A 24220-nucleotide genomic window follows, 5' to 3' on the forward strand; every position below is an offset into this window, starting at 1 on the left:
ACTATACCTCGTTAAACTGCTGATAACTTGCTTCACTAAAACCCAGCAGCATAGGACGACCGGGCGCACAGAGCAATGGGCGTTTGATAATCGCCGGCATTTCCAGCATCAATGCGGCGGCGGCGTCGGCATTATCGATGCTGTTGCGCAGCGACTCGTCGAGTTTGCGCCAGGTGGTGCCGCGGGTGTTCAGCAGCGCCTGCCAGCCCAGTTCGGCAATAAAGGTATCCAGTTGCGCGCGGTCAAGGCCATCGGCGCGGTAGTCATGAAACTGATACGCAATCTGATGCGCTTCCAGCCAGCGACGGGCTTTTTTAATGGTATCGCAGTTTTTAATTCCGTACATGGTGAGCATAGATAAACCTTTCACATTCAATTAAGCGGTTAACTCAGATATTTCCGAATATATAAGTCTTACTGAAATAATACGTGATTCAGATGAATAAATATAACTTTTTACCGGGTATCTCATTCAATTGACGGCGTGGTGAAATTTTGCTCATTCGCGGAAGTGATGTGAGGCTATTAACAATATTGCGAAAATGTTGCCTGAGAGTGCTCTGCGTCACATAATTTTTACATACGAAACGGCATAGTGGCGGCAACCAGAGGTTTTATCTCTGTCAGACGTCCACAAGACAATCAGAGCAATAGGGGAGCCCAACTTCCCATCAGCAATGAAGTTATATAGAATCGACCATAATAATAAGAGAGGCTATTATGATTGAACATGAACTGGGGAACTGGAAAGATTTTATTGAAGGCATGCTTCGTAAATAAATTTCCGCAATGTGAGCAGGGGAATAACGCGAAGTAAATAAGCGCGTCATGGTTCTGAACACATAAAGAAGGCGACCTTAAGGGTCGCCTTTTCTGTTATTAAGGCTCGCCGCCAACGCCCGACGGCTTATTGCGGACGCTCCTTCAGCGGAAAGCGACGGCGTACCAGCACAAAGAACAGCGGCACGAAAAAGATGGCCAGCACGGTGGCGGAGATCATCCCGCCCATCACCCCGGTACCGACCGCATGCTGGCTGCCGGAACCGGCCCCGGTGCTGGTCGCCATCGGCAGCACGCCGAAGATAAACGCCAGCGAGGTCATCAGGATGGGGCGCAGGCGCTGACGGCAGGCCGACAGCGTGGCGCTGAGCAGATCCTGGCCTTTCTCGTTCAGCTCGTTGGCGAACTCAACGATCAGAATGGCGTTTTTCGCCGACAGGCCGATCACCGTTAACAGGCCCACCTGGAAGTAAACATCATTCTCCAGGCCGCGCACCCAGGTCGCCAGCAGGGCGCCAATCACCCCGAGCGGGACCACCAGCATCACCGAGAACGGCACCGACCAGCTCTCGTACAGCGCCGCCAGGCACAGGAACACCACCAGCAGCGAAATCGCGTACAGTGCCGGCGCCTGAGCGCCAGAGAGGCGTTCCTGGTAGGACATGGCGGTCCATTCGAGGCCAAAGCCGGTTGGCAACTGCGCGGCCAGCTTCTCCATCATGTCCATCGCGGTGCCGGTACTGATACCCGGCGCCGCCTCACCAACGATCTCCACCGCCGAGTAGCCATTGTAGCGTTCCAGCCGCGGCGAGCCGGTCTCCCAGCGTGAGGTGGCGAAGGCCGAGAACGGCACCATCGTGCCGCTGCTGTTGCGGACATACCAGAGATTGATATCGTCTGGCAGCATCCGGTATTTCGCCGCTGCCTGGACGTAGACTTTCTTCACCCGGCCGCGATCCATAAAGTCGTTGACGTAGCTCGACCCCCACGCGGTTTGCAGCGTATCGTTGATGTCGTCAATGGAGACGCCCAGCGCCTGCGCTTTACGCTGATCGATATCGACCTGCAGCTGCGGACTGTCGTCGAGCCCGTTATGGCGGACCCGGGTCAACAGTGGGTTTTTGCCGGCCAGCTCAAGCAGCGTATCGCGTGCCGCCATCAGCGCATCGTGCCCCTTACCGGCGTGATCCTCAAGCTCCATATCGAAGCCTGCCGAACTGCCGAGGCCGCTGATGGCCGGCGGGCTGCTGGCGATGACCCGCGCTTCGTTGATCTGATTAAACGCTTTGGTGGCGCGTTCAATAATGGCAAAGGAGGAGCCGGTTTCCGGGTCGCGCTGGTCCCAGTCTTTGAGACGCACAAACATGCGGGCCACGTTCTGCCCGTTGCCGCCGGGGCCGGAACCGACGGTGGCAAATACCGATTCGACGTTCTGCTTCTCATTAGTGAGGAAGTAATCTTCCGCTTTTTGCACTACTTTCAGCGTCTGCTGCTGAGTAGCGCCGCTCGGCAACTGGACCGAGGTGGTGAACATCCCGCGATCTTCCAGCGGCAGGAACGAGGTGGGCAGATGCAGGAACAGGAACACCATCCCGCCGAGCAGGACGACGTAGATCAGCATCCAGCGCAGCGAGCGGTGAAGAATTTTGCCGACAAAGGTTTCGTAGCGGCTGGCGCTGCGGTTGAAGGTGCGGTTGAACCAGCCGAAGAAGCCTTTTCTTTCATGGGATTCACCTGGCTTAACCGGCTTGAGCAGCGTGGCGCAAAGGGCCGGGGTGAGGATCATGGCCACCAGCACCGAGAGGACCATCGCCGCGACGATAGTGATTGAGAACTGGCGATAGATGGCCCCGGTGGTGCCGCCGAAGAAGGCCATTGGCACAAACACCGCCGACAGCACCATGGCGATCCCCACCAGCGCGCCCTGAATTTGTCCCATCGATTTGCGGGTCGCCTCGCGTGGCGACAGGCCCTCCTCGCTCATGATGCGCTCGACGTTCTCCACCACCACGATGGCGTCATCCACCAGCAGGCCGATCGCCAGCACCATCGCGAACATCGTCAGGGTGTTGATGCTGTAGCCACAGGCATACAGCACCGCAAAGGTGCCCATCAGCACCACCGGCACGGCGATGGTCGGGATCAGGGTGGCGCGGAAGTTCTGCAGGAACAGATACATCACGAGGAAGACCAGCAGGATCGCCTCCAGCAGCGTTTTGACCACATCAGTGATGGAGGCCTTTACGAAGGAGGTCGTCTCGTAGGCGACTTTATATTCCAGACCGTGAGGAAAATACTGCGACAGCTCATTGAGGCGATTGATCACGCGCTCCGCCGTGGCCATTTCGTTGGCGCCGGAAGCAAGCTTAATTCCCAGGCCCGAAGCGGCCTGCCGGTTGTAGCGGCTGAGGTAGTCGTACTTCTCCGCCCCCATCTCGACGGTGGCGACATCGCCCAGCGTCACCTCTGAACCATCCTGATTGACGCGCAGGGTGATATTGCGGAACTGCTCCGGGGTTTGTAGCAGAGATTGCGAGTTGATGGTGGCGTTTAGCGCCTGCTTATCGACCGAAGGCGTCCCGCCAAGCTGGCCGACGGCAATCTGGGCGTTCTGCGAACTGATGGCGTCGGTCACATCCTTGGTGGTCAGCTGGTAGCTATTGAGCTTCGCCGGGTCGAGCCAGATGCGCATTGAGTATTGCGAGCCGTAGGCGTCGATATCCCCCACGCCGTTGACGCGGCTGAGCGGGTCCTGAATGTTACTGGCGACGTAGTCGGCAATATCTTGTTTATCCATGCTGCCGTCGGTGGAGACGAAGGCGAGGGTCAGGATATTGGTGTCGCCGGTTTTGCGCACCGTCACCCCCTGGTTTTGCACTGCCTGCGGCAGTTTACGCATCGCCGACTGCAGCTGGTTCTGAACCTGCTGCACGGCTTCGTCCGGGTCGGTACCGGCGGTGAAGCTCAGGGTGATCGTCGCCTGGCCAGTGGCGCTGCTCTGGGATGACATATACATCAGGTTATCGAGGCCGGTCATATTCTGTTCGATAACCTGGGTGACGGTATTCTCCAGGGTTTGCGCGGAGGCGCCGGGATAGTTGGCGGTGATCCGCACGTTCGGCGGGGCGAGGTCGGGATACTGTTCAACGGGAAGCGACAAAATGGCAAGGGTGCCCGTCAGACATAACAGGATTGCCAGCACCCACGCAAAAATGGGGCGATCGATAAAGAAATTCGCCATCAGAATAAAGACCTCATATGCACATTTTTTTGTTATTGCACAGCCTGTGCCACTTTAGCGCCAGCGCCTCCGGCAATCGTGGAGAAATTAAGGAGATAGTGTAATTTATCATGTTGCTTTTGCCGTATCGTAAAGAAACCTCGAACTTTCCTGCCAGCAGGCAGTGAGCCTGCTTAGCAGCCTCAGACAGGCGCATTATCCCTTGCCGGTGTGAAACCTCATTTCATTTAAGTCAAAAAAATTGATCCAAAACGGATTCTCTCCAGAAAAAGTTTATCCTGGGCATTTGGACATTGTTCCGGCGCCGTCTTGTCGGGTAATAAATAGTCATGCGCATTGAGGGGTTATTCACCAAGAAGACAAAAGGAAGCCATGAACCACTTTATTTTGAGCGATAGTCGAAAATGTATCGGCTGCCAGGCCTGCGAAGTGGCCTGCGTAATGGCGCATAACGAGGAGCAACACGTGCTGACCCCGCAGCGCTTTTTACCTCGTATCACCGTCATCAAAGCGGCGGGCCAGCGTAACGCTATCACCTGCCGCCACTGTGAAGACGCCCCCTGCGTCCGCAGTTGCCCCAACGACGCCATTGCCCAGTCCGGCGACAGCGTTCAGGTCAGTCAGGAGAAATGCATTGGCTGTAAATCCTGCATGGTGGCCTGCCCGTTCGGGGTGATGCAGGTGGTGGTGACGCCGCAGGCTGCGGGCCTGGTAAAGGCCAGCGCGCTGAAATGCGATCTGTGCCAGGGCCGCGAGGCGGGACCGGCCTGTGTGGAAAACTGTCCCGCGCAGGCACTGACCCTCGCCGACGATGAGACGTTGACCGCGCTGGCGAAGCAGCGGCGACTGCGCTCGGCATGCCAGGAGGTGCAGCCGTGGCAGCGCGGTACGCTGACCTGCAGCCAGCCCAATGTTGGCGCGAAGGTCAGGCAAATGGCGATGACGCCGCCGCGCGGGGAGCCGGATAAGCTGGCGGCGGAGGCGCGTAAGAGCCACTTTGAGGAGATCTATCAGCCGTTCACCCCGGCGCAGGCGCAGCAGCAGGCCGCCCGCTGCCTCACGTGTGGGGAACACAGTATTTGCGAATGGACCTGCCCGCTGCATAACCATATCCCGCAGTGGGTCGAGCTGGTTAAGGCGGGGGATATCGCCGCCGCGGTCGCGCTTTCCCATCAGACCAACTGCCTGCCGGAGATCACCGGTCGCGTCTGCCCCCAGGACCGGCTGTGTGAAGGTGCCTGCACCCTGCGCGATGAAAGCGGCGCAGTCACCATCGGCAACATTGAGCGCTATATTTCCGACCAGGCGCTGGCCAGCGGCTGGCGTCCGGACCTCTCGCAGGTTAAGCCGAGCGGTAAGCGGGTGGCGATTATCGGCGCCGGGCCGGCCGGGCTGGCCTGCGCCGATGTGCTGGTGCGTCACGGCGTCCAGCCGGTGGTTTTTGACCGTCATCCGGAGATTGGCGGTCTGCTGACCTTCGGCATCCCGGCGTTCAAGCTGGATAAATCGCTGCTGGCCCGGCGGCGGGCCATTTTCAGCGAGATGGGTATCCGCTTTGAGCTCAATTGCGAGGTGGGGAAAGATATCCCCATGGCGACGCTGCTGGCCGACTATGACGCGGTGTTCGTCGGCGCCGGAACCTATCGCTCCATGAAGGCGGGGTTGCCGAACGAAGAGGCCCCCGGCGTTTACGATGCGCTGCCGTTCCTCATTGCCAACACCAAACAGGTGATGGGGCTGGCGGCATCGGCTCAGGAGCCTTATATCAACACTGCCGGGCTGAACGTCGTCGTGCTGGGCGGCGGCGATACAGCGATGGACTGCGTGCGCACCGCGCTGCGTCACGGCGCCCGCCAGGTGACCTGCGCCTATCGGCGGGATGAAGCCAACATGCCGGGCTCGAAAAAAGAGGTCAAAAACGCCCGCGAAGAGGGGGCGGTCTTTGAGTTTAACGTCCAGCCGGTGACCCTGGAGCTGGACGAAAGCGGGCGAGTGAACGGGGTACGCTTTTTGCGCACCGAGCTGGGCGCCCCGGACGCGGGAGGAAGACGCCGCCCGACGCCGATCCCCGGCAGTGAGTTTGTTATGCCGGCGGATGCGGTGATCATGGCCTTTGGCTTCCACCCGCACCGCATGCCCTGGCTGGAAGCGGCGGGCGTGGCGCTGGACAGCCAGGGGCGCATCAAAGCCGGCGTCGAGAGCCGTTACCGTTACCAGACCAGTCAGGAGAAGATCTTTGCCGGCGGCGATGCCGTGCGCGGCGCAGACCTTGTAGTGACGGCGATGGCGGAAGGCCGTCACGCGGCGCAGGGGATTTTGGATTATCTGGCGCTGAAAACGACGCCGCTTCACTGACGACAAACCCGGCCCCGCAGCGTAGTATGAGGGCGTCCTTTTACGCTGTGGGGTCGGTATGTCACTCAATATTCACGTCATTAAAGATAAAATCCTCTCTGAGAACTGGTTCGTACTACGCAACATGACTTATGAGCTAACGCGGGCGGACGGCAGCGTCGTGCGCCATAAGCGCGAAGTCTACGATCGCGGCAATGGCGCCACCGTACTGCTGTATAACCGCCATAAGCAGACGGTGGTCCTGGTGCGGCAGTTCCGGGTCGCCACCTGGGTCAATGGCAATCATGACGGCATGCTGATTGAAACCTGCGCCGGGCTGCTGGACAACGACGAGCCGGAAGCCTGCATTCGTAAAGAGGCGGTGGAAGAGACCGGCTACGAAGTGGGCGAGGTGCGTAAGCTGTTTGAGCTGTTTATGTCGCCAGGGGGCGTCACCGAAGTGGTGCATTTCTTTATCGCCGAGTACAGCGACGCGCAGCGAACCACCAGCGGCGGCGGGGTGGATGATGAAGCCATCGAGGTGCTGGAGCTGCCTTTTAGCCAGGCGCTGCAGATGGTCGCTGACGGTGAGATCCGCGACGGTAAGGCGGTCATCCTGCTGCAGTATCTGCAAACCTCCGGCCTGATGTCGGGGAACTCTGACAAATCCGATTGAGTAAGCGGCTGCCGTTGTCCAGGATAGGCGCCGTGGTCGGGTTTATCTGGGGTCGGGCGGTTCATGCTTTTTCGCATCATTTTTTTCCTCTTTCTGGCGGTGCTGCCTTGCTCGCAGGCATGGTCGGCACCGACGCAGCAGCGCTTCAACGACTGGCAGGTCACCTGTAACAACCAAAATTTCTGCGTCACCCGTAACGTGGGGCTGCATTATGGGCTGGTGATGACCCTCAGCCGCAGCGCCGGAGCAGTGACTGACGCCAGCCTGCGTATCGAACTGGGGGGCACCGGTAATCCGGTGGCGACGCTAGCGCCGATAGCGCCGCGCCTGCTGCTGGATGGCAAACCGGTGTCCCTGACCGACAAGCGCTGGCACATTGAAGATAAGCTCATTAAAACCGCCGACAGCGTGACGATCGATGCATTTCTCCAGCAGGTTCAGGAGGGGAAAGCTCTCTCGCTGGCCAATGGCCTGCAGAGCATCTCCCTGCAGGGGTTGAAAGCGGCTCTGTTTTTTATCGACGATCGGCAAAAGCGGGTAGGCAGTGAAACGGCCTGGGTCGGCAAAGGGGAAGAGCCGCCGCTCAGCGTACCGCCGGCCCCGGCGCTGCGCGCAGTGGCGACCGCGGAAACAGCGCAGTCGCCGCTGGGGCGTGAGGAGCTCAACGATCTGATGGACTACGGTAATGAGCGGATGACCAACAGCAACTGCTCCCTCGATCCCTTCCGCCGTGAAATTCGCGTTACTGCGCTGACGGATGACAAAGTGCTGCTGATGACCAGCTGCGAATCCGGCGCGTACAACACCGTCTGGCTGGCCTGGCTGGTCTCCCGCCAGCGGCCCTATGTCGCCCGTCAGGTGCGGCTGACGCTGCCGTTTCAGCCACCGGGCGAGGCACCGCGGGAGATCGAGCTTATCAACGCCAGCTACGATGATCGCCGCCATGAGCTGGTGACCCTGGATAAAGGCCGTGAGGCCGGCGATTGCGGGATCCAGACCCGCTGGCGTTTTGACGGCCAGCGGTTCAGTCTCTCCCGCTACGCGCAGCAGCCGACGTGTGATAACTGGCAGGGGCCAGACGCCTGGCCCACGCTGTGGATCACCCGTTGAGCACCTGCTCCGCGGTGGCGACGATATGGTCGACCGTAAAGCCAAAGAACGGAAACAGCTGCTCTGCCGGGGCGGATTCGCCATAGCCGGTCATGCCGACGATCTTGCCTTTTAAGCCGACATATTTATACCAGTAGTCCGCTATCCCGGCCTCGACCGCCACCCGGGCGCTGACGTCCGACGGCAGCACCGACTCGCGCCAGGCCTCATCCTGGGCATCAAACACATCGGTGGAAGGGAGCGAGACGACCCGCACATTCACCCCGTTCGCCAACAGTTTTTCTGCGGCCAGCACAGTGATCTCCACTTCCGAGCCGGTGGCGATGAGGATCAGGTCGGGCTTCCCGCCGGCATCTTTCAGCACGTAGCCTCCCCGGGCAATAGCCTGCACCTGTTCCGGGGTGCGCGGCATCTGCGCCAGGTTTTGCCGCGACAGGATCAGCGCCGTTGGTCCGTTCTGGCGCGCAATGGCCGCCTGCCAGGCGACGGCGGTCTCCACCTGGTCGCAGGGGCGCCAGGTGCTGAAGTTGGGCGTCAGTCGCAGACTGGCCAGCTGTTCCACCGCCTGGTGCGTCGGGCCATCTTCCCCGAGACCGATGGAGTCATGGGTATAGACCATGATCTGCCGGGCCTTCATCAGGGCCGCCATGCGCGCGGCGTTGCGGGCGTATTCCACAAACATCAGGAAGGTCGAGGTATACGGAATGAAGCCCCCGTGCAGGGCGATGCCGTTGGCCACCGCGGTCATGCCAAATTCGCGCACGCCGTAGTGGATATAGTTGCCCGCAGGATCGGCTTTAATCGATGTCGAGCCAGACCAGATGGTCAGGTTACTCGGCGCAAGATCCGCCGAACCGCCCAGCAGTTCCGGGAGATGCGGGCCGTAGGCGTTCAGCGCGTTTTGCGAGGCCTTGCGGCTGGCGATTTTCGCCGGCTCGGCCTGCAGTTTCGCCACGTAGTCGCGGGCGGTCGCGGCAAAGTCTTCCGGCAGGGTGCCATCCATGCGGCGAGTCAGCTCAGCGGCCAGCTCCGGAAACTGCTGCTGGTAGGCGGCGAATTTCTCGTTCCAGGCGTGCTCGGCTTTTTCGCCGCGCGGACGCGCATCCCAGCCCTGATAGATCTCTTTCGGGATCTCGAAGGGCGGATATTTCCAGCCCAGCTGCTGGCGGGCCAGGGCCACCTCTTTTTCGCCCAGCGCCGCGCCGTGAGACTCTTCCGACCCCGCTTTGTTGGGCGAACCGAAGCCGATGATGGTCCGACAGATAATCAGCGACGGCTTATCTTTCACCGCCTGCGCTTCCGCAATGGCCTGTTTAATGGCCTGCGGATCGTGACCATCAATGTCACCGATCACATGCCAGTGATAGGCGCGGAAGCGTTCGGCCGTATCATCGGAAAACCAGCCTTCGGTTTTGCCGTCGATGGAGATGCCGTTGTGATCGTAAAAACCGATCAGCTTACCCAGTCCGAGCGTACCGGCCAGCGAACAGGCCTCATGGGAGATCCCCTCCATCAGGCAGCCATCGCCCATGAAAACCCAGGTGTGATGGTCGATAATCTCATGACCGGGGCGGTTAAACTGTGCCGCCAGGGTGCGTTCGGCGATGGCCATGCCGACGGCGTTCGCCAGCCCCTGGCCCAGCGGGCCGGTGGTGGTCTCCACCCCGGGGGTATAGCCATGCTCCGGGTGGCCCGGCGTTTTTGAGTGCAACTGACGGAACTGCTTGAGTTCTGACAGCGGCAGATCGTAGCCGGTCAGGTGCAACAGGCTGTAGAGCAGCATCGACGCGTGGCCGTTGGACAGAATAAAGCGGTCGCGGTCCACCCAGCCAGGGTTCTGCGGATTGTGCTTGAGAAAATCGTTCCACAGCACTTCGGCAATGTCTGCCATCCCCATTGGCGCACCGGGGTGGCCGGAATTGGCTTTCTGCACCGCGTCCATACTCAGGGCGCGGATGGCGTTGGCAAGCTCTCTTCGGGACATAGTTTTCTCCGTGAGACTAAAGTGACAGTTTGGCGGCAAGCAGATCTTCCAGTTTGCGCTGATCGACGGCGAACAGGCGGATCCCCTCCGCCAGCTTTTCGACCGCCATCGGGTCCTGATTATGTTCCCAGCGGAACTCCGCCTCGCTGAGCGGCACCGGGCGCGGCAGGATCTGGCTGGCAGGGATCAGTTTGCGCACCACCGGGGCGTCGCTGGCCTGCAGCTCTTTTAACAAGGGCGGGGCGATGGTCAGCCGGTCGCAGCCGACCAGGGCGAGGATCTGTTCGGTGCGGCGGAAGCTGGCGCCCATCACGATGGTGGTGTATTTATGCTGTTTGAAGTAGTCATAGATATTGCGCACCGATTTCACCCCCGGATCTTCCTCCACCACGTAAGGATCCAGCGGCTTACGCGCCTGATACCAGTCATAAATACGCCCGACGAAAGGGGAGATCAGATAGACCCCGGCTTCGGCGCAGGCCCGGGCCTGGGCGAAGGAAAACAGCAGCGTCAGGTTGCAGTGGATGCCTTCTTTTTCCAGCGTCTCGGCGGCGCGGATCCCCTCCCAGGTGGATGCCAGTTTGATCAGGATCCGCGACTTATCAATGCCCATCTCCTGATACAGCGCCACCAGATGGCGCGCCTTCTCGATGCTCTTCTCCCGGTTGAAGGAGAGCCGGGCGTCCACCTCGGTGGAGACCCGGCCCGGAATGCTTTTGAGGATCTCCGCGCCAAAATTGACCGCCAGCTTATCGCAGGCGTGAGTCACCTGCGCTTCACGGCCGCCTCCTTGCTTTTTCGCCCAGGCGATGGCGTCGTCAATGAGTCCGCTATAGGACGCCAGGCCGGCGGCCTTCAGCAGCAGGGAGGGGTTAGTGGTGGCATCTTCCGGATGATAGTGGCGAATGGATTCGATGTCGCCGCTGTCGGCGACCACGGTGGTGAACTGCTTGATGCTGTCTAGCTGATTCATAGATAAGTCCTCCTGGAACAAGGTGTTACATGAGTGCTTGCCGGTATGCGGTATAAATAGTGATGAGGTACATAACCAAAAAGCATAGCAGACGGGGCTATTATTGGCGGCGAATCCGGGTAACATAACCGCTATAAATTGATAACAACCAGATCATAGCGATGGCCAGAGTTTGGCGGTGTTCAAAGTTTATCGCCCCGCCAGGAGGGATACTGTCTGCCACTGAAAGGTGAACGACAGGATGGTCATCACGCTTTTCCCCTACGAACGATACGTGAAAGAAAGGAATAGAAAATGGATGAGCAGTTAAAACAGAGCGCCCTCGACTTCCACGAATTTCCGGTTCCCGGAAAAATCCAGGTCTCGCCGACCAAACCTCTCGCCACCCAGCGCGATTTGGCGCTGGCCTACTCGCCGGGCGTCGCGGCCCCCTGTCTGGAAATCGAAAAAGATCCGCTGGCCGCCTACAAATACACTGCCCGCGGCAACCTGGTGGCGGTCGTCTCCAACGGCACCGCGGTGCTGGGGCTGGGGAATATCGGCGCGCTGGCCGGCAAGCCGGTGATGGAGGGTAAAGGCGTCCTGTTTAAGAAATTCGCCGGCATCGATGTGTTTGATATCGAAGTCGATGAGCTGGATCCGGACAAATTCATTAACGTCGTCGCCGCCCTCGAGCCGACCTTCGGCGGTATCAACCTGGAAGATATTAAAGCGCCGGAGTGTTTCTACATCGAGCAGCAGCTGCGCGAGCGGATGAATATTCCGGTTTTCCATGACGATCAGCATGGCACGGCGATCATCAGCACCGCGGCGATCCTCAACGGTCTGCGCGTCGTCGAGAAGAATCTGTCCGACGTGCGGATGGTGGTCTCCGGCGCGGGCGCGGCGGCGATCGCCTGCATGAACCTGCTGGTGGCGCTGGGGATGCAAAAGCACAACATCGTGGTCTGCGATTCGAAAGGCGTCATCTATAAAGACCGTGAACCGAACATGGCGGAAACCAAAGCCGCCTACGCAGTGGAAGACGACGGCAAACGTACGCTTGATGATGTGATCGATGGCGCCGACATTTTCCTCGGCTGCTCTGGCCCGAAAGTGCTGACTCCGGAGATGGTGAAGAAGATGGCGCGCGCGCCGCTGATCCTTGCCCTGGCCAACCCGGAGCCGGAAATTCTGCCGCCGCTGGCGAAGCAGGTCCGCGATGACGCCATCATCTGTACCGGTCGCTCCGACTACCCTAACCAGGTCAACAACGTGCTCTGCTTCCCGTTCATCTTCCGCGGCGCGCTGGACGTCGGCGCGACGGCGATCAACGAAGAGATGAAGCTGGCGGCGGTGCACGCCATTGCCGAGCTGGCCCATGCCGAGCAGAGCGAAGTGGTGGCCTCCGCCTATGGCGATCAGGATTTAAGCTTTGGCCCGGACTACATCATTCCGAAACCGTTCGACCCGCGGCTGATCGTCAAGATTGCCCCTGCGGTGGCGAAGGCGGCAATGGATTCCGGCGTGGCAACGCGCCCCATCGCTGATTTTGACGCCTATATCGAGAAGCTGAGCGAGTTCGTCTATAAAACCAACCTGTTTATGAAGCCTATCTTCTCTCAGGCGCGCAAAGAGCCGAAGCGCGTGGTGTTGGCGGAAGGGGAGGAGACCCGGGTGCTGCACGCCACTCAGGAGCTGGTGTCGCTGGGGCTGGCCAAACCGATTCTGGTGGGGCGCCCTAGCGTGATTGAAATGCGCATCCAGAAGCTGGGTCTGCAGATCAAGGCCGGCGTTGACTTTGAGATCGTCAATAATGAATCCGACCCGCGGTTTAAAGAGTACTGGAGCGAGTACTACCAGCTGATGAAGCGCCGCGGCATTACCCAGGAGCAGGCGCAGCGGGCGGTGATTAGCAACACCACGGTGATTGGCGCCATCATGGTTCATCGCGGTGAAGCGGATGCGATGATCTGCGGGACTATCGGCGAGTACCACGACCACTACCGCGTGGTGCAGCCGCTGTTTGGCTATCGCGACGGCGTCAGCACCGCCGGGGCGATGAATGCGCTGCTGCTGCCGAGCGGCAACACCTTTATCGCCGACACCTATGTCAATCACGATCCCTCCCCGGAAGAGCTGGCGGAGATCACCCTGATGGCGGCGGAAAGCGTGCGTCGCTTCGGTATTGAGCCGCGGGTGGCATTGCTGTCGCACTCCAACTTTGGTTCCGCCGACTGCCCGTCAGCCAGCAAGATGCGCAAAACCCTTGAACTGGTGAAGGCGAGCGCCCCGGAGCTGATGATCGATGGCGAAATGCATGGCGACGCCGCGCTGGTGGAAAGCATCCGCAACGATCGCATGCCGGACAGCCCGCTGAAGGGATCGGCCAATATTCTGGTGATGCCGAATATGGAAGCCGCCCGGATCAGCTATAACCTGCTGCGTGTCTCCAGTTCGGAAGGGGTGACCGTCGGGCCAGTGCTGATGGGGGTGGCGAAGCCGGTGCATATTCTGACGCCGATCGCCTCCGTACGCCGCATTGTGAATATGGTGGCGCTGGCGGTTGTCGAAGCGCAAACCGAACCGCTGTAATCTCGTTTTTTTCCCATTAACGCGCGGAGAGTTTTTCGCGCACAATATCAGGCAGGCCGGCGAGTAAAAACGCTGAGCCTGCCTTTTTAATTCCGCCGAATTATTATTTTCTCTCCTGAGTGATCCACTTCACCTTTTAACCCCACTTGCCGAAATTTGTTATTTGCCGCGCTGAAATACCGTCACCATGAGGACAGATTTCAGGGGGGCAATCAGTCATGGATAAAGAACGCATTATTCAGGAATTCGTACCAGGCAAACAGGTCACACTGGCGCATCTGATTGCCCACCCGGGAGCGGAGCTGGCGAAAAAGATCGGCGTACCCGAATCCGGCGCGATCGGCATTATGACGCTGACACCGGGGGAAACAGCGATGATCGCCGGCGATCTGGCGATGAAGGCCGCCGATGTGCACATCGGTTTTCTCGACCGGTTTAGCGGCGCGCTGGTGATCTACGGTTCGGTCGGCGCGGTGGAGGAGGCGCTCCTGCAGACCATCGGCGGGTTAGGCCGCTTATTAAATTATACCTTGTGCGAATTAACGAAAAGTTAATTGAGAGCGACCATGAAGCGTATTGCCATTGTCGGCGCCGTCGGTGCAGGAAAAACCACGTTATTTAATGCCCTGCAGGGAAATTATTCCCTCGCCAGAAAAACGCAGGCGCTGGAATTTAACGATCGTGGCGACATCGATACACCCGGGGAATATTTCAGCCATCCGCGCTGGTATCACGCCTTAATTACAACCCTGCAGGATGTGGACACCCTGATTTATGTCCACGCGGCCAATGATACCGAAAGTCGCCTGCCTACCGGGTTACTGGATATTGGCAGCCGAAAGCACCTTATCGTGGCGATCAGTAAAACGGATCTGCCGGATGCCAACCTCGCCGCGGTGCGGCAGCTGCTGGACGGGATGGGGTTTCAGGCGCCGGTTTTCGCCCTCAACGGTTGCGATCCGCAAAGCGTCGCGTCGCTGGAAAATTATTTGAGTGAGCTCAGCCAAAAGGAGGAAGGGCCAGGTGAAGAAACTCATTACCGCTAACGATATTCGTGCCGCCCACGCGCGCGGCGAACAGGCGATGTCAGTTGTTCTGCGCGCCAGCATTATCACCCCGGAAGCGCGCGAAGTCGCCGAGCTGCTGGGATTCACTATCACCGAGGATGATGGCGCCGTGCCGGCGGCGACAGCGGCGGACAGCGACAAAACGGAAAGCCAGCGGATCCGCGAAACCATCCTGGCGCAGCTGCCGGAAGGCCAGTTTACCGAAAGCCTGGTGGCGCAGCTGATGGAAAAGGTGATGAAGGAGAAGCAGTCCCTGGAGCAGGAGGCGATGCAGCCAGGATTTGACTCCGTGACCGGCAAAGGCGGCATCAAAGTGATCGACGGCAGCAGCGTGAAGTTTGGCCGCTTCGACGGCGCCCAGCCGCACTGCGTTGGCTTAACGGACCTGGTGACCGACCAGGATGGCAGCAGCATGGCCGCCGGATTTATGCAGTGGGAGAACGCCTTCTTCCCGTGGACGCTGAACTACGACGAAATCGATATGGTGCTGGAGGGCGAGCTGCATGTGCGCCATCAGGGGGAAACGCTGATTGCCAAAGCAGGGGACGTCATGTTTATCCCGAAAGGCGCCAGCATCGAATTCGGTACCCCGTCGACGGTGCGCTTCCTGTACGTCGCCTGGCCGGCAAACTGGCAATCGCTATGAACGATTTCATTACCGAAGCGTGGCTCAGAGCGAATCATACGCTCAGCGAAGGCGGTGAAATCCATCTTCCTGCCAACGCTCGCCTGACGCCCTCGGCGAGGGAGCTGCTGGAAAGTCGGCATCTGCGGGTCAAATTTCTCGACCGCCAGGGGCGCCTGTTTGTCGAGGATGACGAACAGACGCCGCAGCCGGTGCATGTCCTGACCAGCCGCGACCATCCGCCCCAGGCCTGCTGCGAGCTCTGTCACCAGCCGGTGGATAAAAAGCCGGACACCCTGACCCACCTGACGGCCGATACCCTGGTGGCGAAAAACGATCCGCGGCTGGCCTTCCGTGCGGTGCTGGACAGCACCATCGCTCTGACGGTGTGGCTGCAAATTGAACTGGCGGAGTCCTGGCAGCCGTGGCTGATGGATATCCGTTCGCGGCTGGGCAACATCATGCGCGCCGACGCGCTGGAGGAGCCGCTGGCGGCGCAGTCGATAGCCGGATTCAGCGAGGGACAGTTACACCGTCTGTCCCATCAGCCGCTGCGCTTCCTGGGCCACGATCACCTGGTGCCGGAGGCCCGCCATGGGCGCGAGGTCGCGCTGCTTAATCTGCTGCGCGGCAAAGTCCGCGAGGCGGAGGTGACCGCGGCGCAGGTGTTTATCACGCCGCAATTTGCGGTCCGGCGCGCCGATATTATGCAAGCGCTCAACCGTCTCTCCAGCGCGGTCTACGTGATGATGATCCTGGGCGTGACGGATTCGCCGCCAACCCTCAGCCAGCTGCAGCAGCACCTGGGAGGTGAAGATGATCATTGACCAATGCCGCAAACTGGCGCTGCGCGCCCCCGCCCGAGTGGTGTTCCCGGATGCGCTGGACGTCCGTGTGCTGAAGGCGGCGCATTATCTGCAGCAGCAGGGCCTGGCGCGTCCGATCCTCGTCGCCAGTCCCTTCGCGCTGCGGCAGTTCGCCCTTGGCGAACGTCTGCCGCTGACCGGAGTGCAGATCATTGATCCGCACAGCAACCTGGCGATGCGCGAGGCGTTTGCCGCCGCCTGGCAGGCGCGCGCCGGCGATAAAGCGCCCGCTGACGCCGTCGACAAGCTGGCCGACCCGCTGATGTTCGCCGCGGCGATGGTCAGCGGCGGTGAGGCCGAGGTGTGTATCGCCGGGAATCTCTCGTCAACCGCCAGCGTGCTGCGCGCCGGTCTGCGCCTTATCGGCCTGCAGCCGGGGTGTAAAACGCTCTCTTCGCTGTTTCTGATGCTGCCGCAGTATGCCGGCCAGCCGCTGGGGTTTGCCGACTGCAGCGTGGTGCCGCAGCCGACGGCGGCGCAGCTGGCGGATATCGCGATTGCCAGCGCCGAGACCTGGCAAGCGATCGCTGGCGAAGCGCCGCGGGTGGCAATGCTGTCTTTCTCCACGCGCGGCAGCGCCCGGCATCCCTGTGTGGCTAACGTCCAGCAGGCCACGGAGATCGTGCGTCAGCGGGCGCCACAGCTGATGGTCGATGGCGAACTGCAGTTTGACGCCGCCTTTGTACCGGACGTCGCTGCGCACAAAGCGCCCGGCAGCCCGCTGCGGGGGCGGGCCAATGTGCTGGTCTTCCCATCGCTGGAGGCGGGCAACATCGGCTACAAAATCGCCCAGCGGTTGGGTGGATATCGCGCCATCGGGCCGCTGATCCAGGGCCTCGCCGCCCCGCTTCACGACCTCTCGCGAGGCTGTAGCGTAGAGGAAATTATCGAACTGGCGCTGGTGGCGTCGGTACCGCGCCAGACGGACGCAAGCCGGATCCCCGACTCGTCCACGCTGGTTGAATGAATGGTCCCCTTCAGGACCCCTTATGAGAGGAAAACACAATGGAAGCATTAGGAATGATTGAAACCCGGGGCCTGGTTGCACTGATTGAGGCCTCCGACGCCATGGTCAAAGCGGCCCGCGTCAAGCTGGTAGGCGTGAAACAGATCGGTGGCGGCCTGGTGACCGCCATGGTGCGCGGCGATGTCGCGGCGTGCAAAGCCGCCACGGATGCCGGGGCGGCGGCGGCTCAGCGTATCGGTGAGCTGGTCTCTGTACATGTCATCCCGCGCCCGCATGGTGATCTGGAAGAGGTCTTCCCGATCAGCTTCAAGGGCGACAGCAACATCTAACGGGGGAGGGGGTGCCGGAAAGTTCGGGCCGGATGAGACGTCAGCGCGTCGCTATCCGGCCATGAAAAGGCATGAATGCCGGATGGCGCTGCGCTTTTCCGGCCTGCACATCACACGCGGAGATGGACATGAAGCTGGCTGTCGTAACCGGATATGTGGTCTGCACCGTACGCCATGAAGGGCTGGCCCACGACAAACTGCTGATGGTGGAGATGCTCAATGCCCGCGGCGAACCCGACGGGCAATGCGCGGTCGCCATCGACAACATCGGCGCGGGATGCGGGGAGTGGGTGCTGCTGGTCAGCGGCAGCTCGGCGCGACAGGCGCACGCACAGGGCGCCTCTCCGGTCGATCTGTGCGTGATTGGCATCGTGGATGAGGCTGCGGCCGATGGTCAGGTGCTCTTCCATAAGTAGGGTGAAAAATCATGAATCAACAGGACATTGAACAGGTAGTGAAAGCGGTACTGCTGAAAATGAAAGACAGCAGTCAGCCTGCTGACGCCGTTCATGATAGGGGCGTTTTTGCCTCACTGGATGACGCTGTCGCGGCGGCAACGGCGGCCCAGCAGGGATTAAAGCGGGTGGCGATGCGTCAGCAGGTGATTCAGGCCATTCGTGAGGCGGGTGAAAAGCATGCCCGTGAACTGGCGGAGCTTGCGGTGACGGAGACCGGCATGGGACGCGTTGAAGATAAGTTTGCCAAAAACGTGGCGCAGGCACGGGGTACGCCAGGCGTGGAGTGTCTGACTCCGCAGGTGCTGACCGGCGATAACGGCCTGACGCTGATTGAAAACGCGCCCTGGGGGGTGGTGGCCTCGGTCACGCCCTCGACCAATCCGGCGGCGACGGTGATTAACAACGCCATCAGTCTGATTGCCGCCGGCAACAGCGTAGTCTTTGCCCCCCATCCGGCGGCGAAACAGGTCTCGCAGCGGGCGATCACCTTGCTTAACCAGGCGGTAGTGGCCGCCGGCGGCCCGGCCAACCTGCTGGTGACCGTGGCGAACCCGGATATCGACACCGCCCAGCGGCTGTTTAAGTACCCTGGTATCGGCCTGCTGGTGGTGACCGGCGGCGAAGCAGTGGTCGAGGCGGCGCGCAAACATACCAACAAACGCCTGATTGCCGCCGGGGCCGGCAACCCGCCGGTGGTGGTGGATGAGACCGCCGATCTGCCGCGCGCCGCGCAAGCGATCGTCAAAGGCGCCTCGTTTGATAACAACATCATCTGCGCCGACGAGAAGGTGCTGATCGTGGTCGATAGCGTCGCCGACGAACTGATGCGCCTGATGGAAGGCCAGCAGGCGGTGAAACTCACGGCGGCGCAGGCCGAACAGCTCCAGCCGCTGCTGCTGAAAAATATCGACGAGCGCGGCAAAGGCACGGTCAGCCGCGACTGGGTCGGCCGCGATGCGGGCAAAATCGCCGCGGCGATTGGCCTGCAGGTGCCGGCGCAAACCCGCCTGCTGTTCGTGGAAACCCCTGCCAGCCATCCGTTTGCGGTGACTGAACTGATGATGCCGGTGCTGCCGGTGGTGCGGGTGGCGAACGTCGAGGAGGCCATCGCCCTGGCGGTGCAACTGGAAGGCGGCTGCCACCATACGGCGGCGATGCACTCGCGCAACATCGACAACATGAACCAGATGGCGAATGCCATCGACACCAGCATCTTCGTCAAAAACGGGCCGTGCATCGCCGGGCTTGGGCTGGGCGGTGAGGGCTGGACCACCATGACCATCACCACCCCAACCGGGGAAGGGGTAACCAGCGCGCGGACCTTCGTTCGTCTGCGCCGCTGCGTGCTGGTGGATGCGTTTCGAATCGTATAAGGGATGAACATGGCGCACGACGAACAACGCTGGCTTTCGCCGAGACTGCAAAAAGCCGCTGCCCTGTGTAACCAGGCGCCCGCCGCCAGCGAGTCGCCGCTGTGGCTGGGCATCGATTTGGGCACCTGCGACGTGGTGTCGATGGTGGTCGACCGCGATGGCCAGCCGGTTGCGGTATGTCTTGACTGGGCCGATGTGGTGCGCGACGGCATCGTCTGGGACTTCTTCGGCGCCGTCACCCTCGTGCGCCGTCATCTCGCGACCCTCGAACAGCAGCTGGGCTGCCGCTTTGCGCATGCGGCGACCTCGTTTCCGCCCGGCACCGATCCGCGCATTTCGATCAACGTCCTGGAGTCCGCCGGGCTGGAGATCAGTCATGTGCTGGATGAGCCCACCGCGGTGGCGGATCTGCTGCAGCTCGATAATGCCGGGGTGGTGGACATCGGCGGCGGCACCACCGGGATCGCCATCGTTAAACAGGGCAGGGTGACGTATTCGGCGGATGAAGCCACCGGCGGACACCATATCTCCCTGACTCTGGCCGGGAATCGCGGCATCGGGCTGGAAGAGGCTGAGCAGTACAAGCGCCGCCATGCCGGAGAGATCTGGCCGGTAGTGAAACCGGTGTACGAGAAGATGGCTGAGATTGTCGCCCGACATATTACCGGACAAGGGATTGGTGATTTGTGGCTGGCAGGCGGCGCCTGCATGCAGCCGGGCGTCAGGGCGCTTTTTTGCCAATGTTTCCCGACGCTGAAGGTGCATTTACCCCGGCACAGCCTGTTTATGACCCCGCTGGCAATCGCCAACAGCGGGAGGGAAAAAGCGGAGGGGATCTATGCAAGCTGAACTGCAGACGGCGCTGTTCCACGCCTTCGATACGCTGAATCTTCAGCAAGTGAAAAGCTTCAACGTTCCGCCGGTGACGCTGCACGGCGTCGGCGCGCTGGCGGCCTGCGGCCCGCAAGCGCAGGCCCGGGGCCTGAAGCATCTGTTTGTCATGGTTGACCGTTTTCTCCATCAGGCGGGAATGACCGCCGGGCTGGAGCGTAGCCTGGCGATGAAAGGGGTTGCCATGACCCTCTGGCCCTGTCCCGCCGGCGAACCCTGCGTCACTGATGTCTGCGCTGCGGTCGCCCAGCTGCGGGACGCGCGCTGCGACGGCGTGGTGGCCTTCGGCGGCGGCTCGGTGCTGGATGCGGCGAAAGCGGTGGCGCTGCTGGTCGCCAACCCTGAGCAGACGCTGGGGGAGATGACGGAGCACAGCGAATTACAGCCACGTCTGCCGCTGATTGCGGTGCCGACCACCGCCGGCACCGGGTCAGAAACCACCAACGTGACGGTGATTATCGATGCGGTGAGTGGACGCAAACAGGTGCTGGCGCATGCCTCGCTGATGCCGGATGTGGCGATCCTCGACGCCGCCGTAACTGAGGGCGTTCCCCCGCCTGTCACGGCGATGACCGGGATTGATGCGCTGACCCACGCCGTCGAGGCCTACAGCGCCCGTCACGCCACGCCGTTTACCGACAGTCTGGCGATGGGGGCGATAGCCATGATCGGCGAAGCGCTGCCGAAAGCGGTGGGCTGCGGCCAGGAGCTGGCGGCGCGGGAGAACATGCTGCTGGCCTCCTGCATGGCGGGGATGGCGTTTTCCAGCGCCGGGCTGGGGCTATGCCATGCCATGGCGCATCAGCCGGGGGCGGCGCTGCATATTCCGCACGGTCTGGCCAACGCCATGCTGCTGCCAACGGTGATGGGCTTCAACCGTATGGTGTGCCGGGGGCGCTTCAGCCAGATCGGCCGGGCGCTGACCGGCAGGAAAACCGATGACCTTGAGGCAATCGCCGCCGTGCGCGAACTGATTGCGGAAGTCGGTCTGACGATGCGGCTGTCGGATGCCGGCGCGACGCCCGCGCACTACGCCACCTGGGCACAGGCGGCGCAGGACGACATCTGTCTGCGCACCAATCCACGCACCGCCACCCGGGAGCAGATTATCGAGCTGTACGCGGCGGCGCAATAAATGCGGATTTTCCCGGAGGCGTGTGGCTGTGGCTTTCCCGGCTCGCGCTGCGCTTAGCCGGGCTACAGGATCACAGCCGTCTGCTATGCCGTAGCCCGGGTAAGGCGTTCACGCCGCGACCCGGGAAAGTTCCCCGAGTGCGGCTAATGTTCCCGTATTCACAGTATCTACCAATCATAAATGACAGGGAGTAAGGGCTATGGGAATTAACGAAATCATCATGTACATCATGATGTTCTTTATGCTGATTGCCGCCGTGGACAGGATCCTGTCGCAGTTCGGCGGCTCGGCGCGCTTTCTCGGCAAACTGGGGAAAAGCATTGAGGGATCCGGCGGTCAGTTTGAAGAAGGGTTTATGGCGATGGGCGCGCTGGGCCTGGCGATGGTCGGGATGACCGCCCTGGCGCCGGTGCTGGCCCATCTGCTCGGTCCGGTGATTATCCCGCTGTATGAGATGCTCGGCGCCAACCCGTCGATGTTTGCCGGCACGCTGCTGGCGTGCGACATGGGCGGTTTCTTCCTCGCCAAAGAGCTGGCGGGCGGCGACGTGGCGGCCTGGATGTACTCGGGCCTGATCCTCGGCTCCATGATGGGGCCGACCATTGTGTTCTCCATTCCGGTGGCGCTCGGCATTATCGAACCTGCCGATCGCCGCTGGCTGGCGCTCGGCGTGCTGGCGGGCATTGTCACTATTCCTATCGGCTGTATCGCCGGCGGTCTGGTGGCGATGTATTCCGGGGTGGAGATCAACGGCCAGCCGGTAGCGTTTACCTTCGCGCTGATCCTGATGAATATGATCCCGGTGATCATCGTCGCCGTGCTGGTGGCGCTGGGGCTGAAGTTCATTCCGGAAAAAATGATCAACGGCTTCCAGATCTTCGCCAAATTCCTCGTGGCGCTGATCACCATCGGCCTGGCGGCGGCGGTGATCAAGTTCCTGCTCGGCTGGGAGCTGATCCCAGGACTCGACCCGATCTTTATGGCGCCTGGTGACCAGCCCGGCGAGGTGATGCGCGCCATCGAAGTCATTGGCTCTATCTCCTGCGTGCTGCTCGGCGCTTACCCGATGGTGCTCCTGCTGACCCGCTGGTTTGAAAAGCCGCTGATGCGTGTCGGTAATCTGCTCAAAATCAACAATATGGCTGCCGGCGGCATGGTCGCTACCCTCGCGAACAATATCCCGATGTTCGGCATGATGAAGCAGATGGATACACGTGGAAAAGTGATCAACTGCGCCTTCTCAGTGTCAGCGGCGTTCGCCCTCGGCGACCATCTCGGTTTTGCGGCGGCCAACATGAACGCCATGATCTTCCCGATGATCGTCGGCAAGCTGGTCGGCGGCGTTACCGCGATTGGCGTGGCGATGCTGCTGGTGCCAAAAGATGAAAACGTACCGGCGCCTGCCAACACCGAAGCGGAGGCGCACTCGTGAACACGCGCCAGCTGTTGAGCGTCGGTATTGATATCGGCACCACCACCACGCAGGTGATCTTCTCGCGCCTCGAGCTGGTGAACCGCGCGGCGGTCTCCCAGGTGCCGCGCTACGAATTCATCAAACGCGACATTAGCTGGCAAAGCCCGGTCTTTTTTACGCCGGTTGATAAGCAGGGAGAACTGAAAGAGGCCGAGCTTGAGGCGCTGATTCTGGCTCAGTACCGGGCCGCCGGGATTGCCCCGCAAGCGGTGGACTCCGGGGCGATCATCATCACTGGTGAAAGCGCGAAAACCCGCAATGCCCGCCCGGCGGTGATGGCGCTCTCGCAGTCGCTGGGCGATTTTGTCGTCGCCAGCGCCGGGCCGCACCTGGAGTCGGTCATTGCCGGACACGGCGCCGGGGCGCAGACCTTGTCCCGGCAGCGGATGTGCCGGGTGCTTAATATCGATATTGGCGGCGGTACCTCGAACTATGCCCTGTTTGACGCCGGTAACCTCAGCGCCACCGCCTGCCTCAACGTCGGCGGCCGCCTGCTGGAAACCGACGCTCAGAGGCGCGTGGTCCACGCGCACTCGCCAGGACAGCGGATTGTCGATGCGGTATTCGGCCCGGGAACCGATGCTTTATCGTTGACTGCGGGTCAGCTGGCGCAGGTGGCGCGCCGGATGGCGGGGCTGATCGTTGAGGTGATCGACGGCAGGCTCTCACCACTGGCGCAGGGGCTGATGCAAACCGAAGTACTGCCTGCGGGTGTTCAGCCGGAGGTGATTACTCTTTCCGGCGGAGTGGGGGAGTGCTACCGCCATCAACCCGCCGATCCTTTCTGTTTTTCCGATATCGGGCCGCTGCTGGCCACGGCCCTGCACGAGCATCCGCGCCTGCGTGAAATGAACGTGCAGTTTCCGACGCAAACCGTGCGCGCCACGGTGATTGGCGCCGGGGCGCATACGCTGTCCCTGTCCGGGAGCACCATCTGGCTGGAGAGGGTTCAACTGCCGCTGCGCAATCTGCCGGTGGCTATCCCGCAGGATGCCGCCGATCTGCCGAACGCCTGGCGGCAGGCGCTGACGCAGCTCGATCTGGCCCCCGAGGCGGACGCTTACGTGCTGGCGCTTCCCGCTTCACTTCCGGTGCGCTACGCCACCTTACTGACCGTAATTGACGCCCTGCTGGCGTTTGTCGCCCGCTTTCCCAATCCGCGTCCGCTGCTGCTGGTGGCCGAGCAGGATTTTGGCAAAGCGCTGGGCATGCTGTTGCGGCCGCAGCTTCCACACCTTCCGCTGGCGGTCATCGATGAGGTGAGCGTCCGGGCGGGGGACTATATCGACATTGGTACGCCTCTTTTTGGCGGATCGGTTGTGCCGGTGACGGTGAAATCACTCGCATTTCCTTCCTGAGGGAA

General features: G+C 61.1%; 21 protein-coding genes. 17 read left to right on the forward strand and 4 right to left on the reverse strand.

Translation table 11 applies throughout. The features are described from left to right. Nucleotide 1: 1 nt before the first annotated feature. Nucleotides 2–355, reverse strand: a complete 354-nt coding sequence (locus SP68_RS06615; RefSeq protein WP_008803838.1) for an ArsC family reductase — start codon at nucleotides 353–355, stop codon at nucleotides 2–4. 365 nt (nucleotides 356–720) lie between these two features. Between SP68_RS06615 and ypfM the strand changes: the two genes are divergently transcribed. Next, on the forward strand, nucleotides 721–780 hold the full coding sequence (gene ypfM / locus SP68_RS27740) for a protein YpfM (protein WP_100181659.1): 60 nt from the start codon (nucleotides 721–723) through the stop codon (nucleotides 778–780). A 127-nt stretch (nucleotides 781–907) separates the two neighbouring features. On the opposite strand, the gene acrD is transcribed toward ypfM, so the two are convergent. Continuing rightward, a complete protein-coding gene (gene acrD / locus SP68_RS06620) occupies nucleotides 908–4021 on the reverse strand; it encodes a multidrug efflux RND transporter permease AcrD (protein WP_022064634.1) in 3114 nt (1037 codons plus the stop codon). Between the two features lie 372 nt (nucleotides 4022–4393). Between acrD and aegA the strand changes: the two genes are divergently transcribed. The 3 genes from aegA (at nucleotide 4394) to SP68_RS06635 (ending at nucleotide 8141) form a co-directional block, all read left to right on the forward strand. Then, nucleotides 4394–6376 (forward strand): formate-dependent uric acid utilization protein AegA, encoded by a 1983-nt coding sequence (aegA, locus tag SP68_RS06625; RefSeq protein WP_008803840.1) that lies wholly within the window; start codon nucleotides 4394–4396, stop codon nucleotides 6374–6376. 58 nt (nucleotides 6377–6434) lie between these two features. Beyond that, a complete protein-coding gene (gene nudK / locus SP68_RS06630; protein WP_002913754.1) occupies nucleotides 6435–7031 on the forward strand; it encodes a GDP-mannose pyrophosphatase NudK in 597 nt (198 codons plus the stop codon). Nucleotides 7032–7094: 63 nt separating this feature from the next. Beyond that, a complete protein-coding gene (locus tag SP68_RS06635; RefSeq protein WP_008803841.1) occupies nucleotides 7095–8141 on the forward strand; it encodes a DUF1176 domain-containing protein in 1047 nt (348 codons plus the stop codon). On the opposite strand, the gene tkt is transcribed toward SP68_RS06635, so the two are convergent. Continuing rightward, nucleotides 8131–10125 carry a transketolase gene (tkt, locus tag SP68_RS06640; RefSeq protein ID WP_040968773.1) on the reverse strand — a complete coding sequence of 665 codons (1995 nt, stop codon included), beginning with the start codon at nucleotides 10123–10125 and terminating at the stop codon, nucleotides 8131–8133. The genes SP68_RS06635 and tkt overlap by 11 nt on opposite strands. A 16-nt stretch (nucleotides 10126–10141) precedes the next feature. Beyond that, a complete protein-coding gene (gene tal / locus SP68_RS06645; protein ID WP_008803843.1) occupies nucleotides 10142–11098 on the reverse strand; it encodes a transaldolase in 957 nt (318 codons plus the stop codon). Nucleotides 11099–11392: 294 nt separating this feature from the next. Between tal and maeB the strand changes: the two genes are divergently transcribed. From maeB to eutA, 13 genes are all read left to right on the forward strand, one after another. After that, the gene (gene maeB / locus SP68_RS06650; RefSeq protein WP_008803844.1) at nucleotides 11393–13672 is read left to right on the forward strand and encodes an NADP-dependent oxaloacetate-decarboxylating malate dehydrogenase; all 2280 of its coding nucleotides are present in this window, start codon (nucleotides 11393–11395) and stop codon (nucleotides 13670–13672) included. A gap of 218 nt (nucleotides 13673–13890) precedes the next feature. Beyond that, a complete protein-coding gene (gene eutS, locus SP68_RS06655) occupies nucleotides 13891–14226 on the forward strand; it encodes an ethanolamine utilization microcompartment protein EutS (RefSeq protein ID WP_002913729.1) in 336 nt (111 codons plus the stop codon). A gap of 12 nt (nucleotides 14227–14238) precedes the next feature. Then, the gene (gene eutP / locus SP68_RS06660; RefSeq protein WP_040968772.1) at nucleotides 14239–14718 is read left to right on the forward strand and encodes an ethanolamine utilization acetate kinase EutP; all 480 of its coding nucleotides are present in this window, start codon (nucleotides 14239–14241) and stop codon (nucleotides 14716–14718) included. Continuing rightward, on the forward strand, nucleotides 14696–15385 hold the full coding sequence (eutQ, locus tag SP68_RS06665) for an ethanolamine utilization acetate kinase EutQ (RefSeq protein WP_040968771.1): 690 nt from the start codon (nucleotides 14696–14698) through the stop codon (nucleotides 15383–15385). Before eutP ends, eutQ begins: the two co-directional genes overlap by 23 nt. Then, on the forward strand, nucleotides 15382–16191 hold the full coding sequence (eutT, locus tag SP68_RS06670; RefSeq protein ID WP_012540922.1) for an ethanolamine utilization cob(I)yrinic acid a,c-diamide adenosyltransferase EutT: 810 nt from the start codon (nucleotides 15382–15384) through the stop codon (nucleotides 16189–16191). The genes eutQ and eutT overlap by 4 nt, the downstream gene beginning before the upstream one ends. Then, a complete protein-coding gene (gene pta / locus SP68_RS06675) occupies nucleotides 16181–17197 on the forward strand; it encodes a phosphate acetyltransferase (RefSeq protein WP_040968770.1) in 1017 nt (338 codons plus the stop codon). The genes eutT and pta overlap by 11 nt, the downstream gene beginning before the upstream one ends. 38 nt (nucleotides 17198–17235) lie before the next feature. Beyond that, nucleotides 17236–17526: an ethanolamine utilization microcompartment protein EutM gene (gene eutM, locus SP68_RS06680; protein ID WP_000387720.1), complete on the forward strand. Its 291-nt coding sequence runs from the start codon at nucleotides 17236–17238 to the stop codon at nucleotides 17524–17526. A 128-nt stretch (nucleotides 17527–17654) separates the two neighbouring features. After that, nucleotides 17655–17942 carry an ethanolamine utilization microcompartment protein EutN gene (gene eutN, locus SP68_RS06685; RefSeq protein WP_012540924.1) on the forward strand — a complete coding sequence of 96 codons (288 nt, stop codon included), beginning with the start codon at nucleotides 17655–17657 and terminating at the stop codon, nucleotides 17940–17942. Nucleotides 17943–17953: 11 nt separating this feature from the next. After that, nucleotides 17954–19357 (forward strand): aldehyde dehydrogenase family protein, encoded by a 1404-nt coding sequence (locus tag SP68_RS06690; RefSeq protein WP_016161620.1) that lies wholly within the window; start codon nucleotides 17954–17956, stop codon nucleotides 19355–19357. Between the two features lie 9 nt (nucleotides 19358–19366). Further along, the gene (gene eutJ / locus SP68_RS06695) at nucleotides 19367–20206 is read left to right on the forward strand and encodes an ethanolamine utilization protein EutJ (RefSeq protein ID WP_008803851.1); all 840 of its coding nucleotides are present in this window, start codon (nucleotides 19367–19369) and stop codon (nucleotides 20204–20206) included. Next, nucleotides 20196–21383: an ethanolamine utilization ethanol dehydrogenase EutG gene (eutG, locus tag SP68_RS06700; RefSeq protein ID WP_040968769.1), complete on the forward strand. Its 1188-nt coding sequence runs from the start codon at nucleotides 20196–20198 to the stop codon at nucleotides 21381–21383. The genes eutJ and eutG overlap by 11 nt, the downstream gene beginning before the upstream one ends. Before the next feature lie 199 nt (nucleotides 21384–21582). After that, complete coding sequence (gene eutH / locus SP68_RS06705; protein ID WP_008803853.1) at nucleotides 21583–22815, forward strand: ethanolamine utilization protein EutH; 1233 nt, start codon at nucleotides 21583–21585, stop codon at nucleotides 22813–22815. After that, a complete protein-coding gene (gene eutA, locus SP68_RS06710) occupies nucleotides 22812–24215 on the forward strand; it encodes an ethanolamine ammonia-lyase reactivating factor EutA (protein WP_040968768.1) in 1404 nt (467 codons plus the stop codon). The genes eutH and eutA overlap by 4 nt, the downstream gene beginning before the upstream one ends. Nucleotides 24216–24220 lie beyond the last annotated feature (5 nt).

The organism is Klebsiella variicola (assembly GCF_000828055.2).
In the GTDB taxonomy this organism is placed as follows: Bacteria; Pseudomonadota; Gammaproteobacteria; order Enterobacterales; family Enterobacteriaceae; genus Klebsiella; species Klebsiella variicola.

Coding starts and splice junctions, on each gene's coding strand:
- SP68_RS06615 (WP_008803838.1), bottom strand. CDS start 355: ATGCTCACCATGTACGGAATTAAAAACTGCGATACCATTAAAAAAGCC.
- acrD (WP_022064634.1), bottom strand. CDS start 4,021: ATGGCGAATTTCTTTATCGATCGCCCCATTTTTGCGTGGGTGCTGGCA.
- aegA (WP_008803840.1), top strand. CDS start 4,394: ATGAACCACTTTATTTTGAGCGATAGTCGAAAATGTATCGGCTGCCAG.
- nudK (WP_002913754.1), top strand. CDS start 6,435: ATGTCACTCAATATTCACGTCATTAAAGATAAAATCCTCTCTGAGAAC.
- SP68_RS06635 (WP_008803841.1), top strand. CDS start 7,095: ATGCTTTTTCGCATCATTTTTTTCCTCTTTCTGGCGGTGCTGCCTTGC.
- tkt (WP_040968773.1), bottom strand. CDS start 10,125: ATGTCCCGAAGAGAGCTTGCCAACGCCATCCGCGCCCTGAGTATGGAC.
- tal (WP_008803843.1), bottom strand. CDS start 11,098: ATGAATCAGCTAGACAGCATCAAGCAGTTCACCACCGTGGTCGCCGAC.
- maeB (WP_008803844.1), top strand. CDS start 11,393: ATGGATGAGCAGTTAAAACAGAGCGCCCTCGACTTCCACGAATTTCCG.
- eutS (WP_002913729.1), top strand. CDS start 13,891: ATGGATAAAGAACGCATTATTCAGGAATTCGTACCAGGCAAACAGGTC.
- eutP (WP_040968772.1), top strand. CDS start 14,239: ATGAAGCGTATTGCCATTGTCGGCGCCGTCGGTGCAGGAAAAACCACG.
- eutT (WP_012540922.1), top strand. CDS start 15,382: ATGAACGATTTCATTACCGAAGCGTGGCTCAGAGCGAATCATACGCTC.
- pta (WP_040968770.1), top strand. CDS start 16,181: ATGATCATTGACCAATGCCGCAAACTGGCGCTGCGCGCCCCCGCCCGA.
- eutM (WP_000387720.1), top strand. CDS start 17,236: ATGGAAGCATTAGGAATGATTGAAACCCGGGGCCTGGTTGCACTGATT.
- eutN (WP_012540924.1), top strand. CDS start 17,655: ATGAAGCTGGCTGTCGTAACCGGATATGTGGTCTGCACCGTACGCCAT.
- SP68_RS06690 (WP_016161620.1), top strand. CDS start 17,954: ATGAATCAACAGGACATTGAACAGGTAGTGAAAGCGGTACTGCTGAAA.
- eutJ (WP_008803851.1), top strand. CDS start 19,367: ATGGCGCACGACGAACAACGCTGGCTTTCGCCGAGACTGCAAAAAGCC.
- eutG (WP_040968769.1), top strand. CDS start 20,196: ATGCAAGCTGAACTGCAGACGGCGCTGTTCCACGCCTTCGATACGCTG.
- eutH (WP_008803853.1), top strand. CDS start 21,583: ATGGGAATTAACGAAATCATCATGTACATCATGATGTTCTTTATGCTG.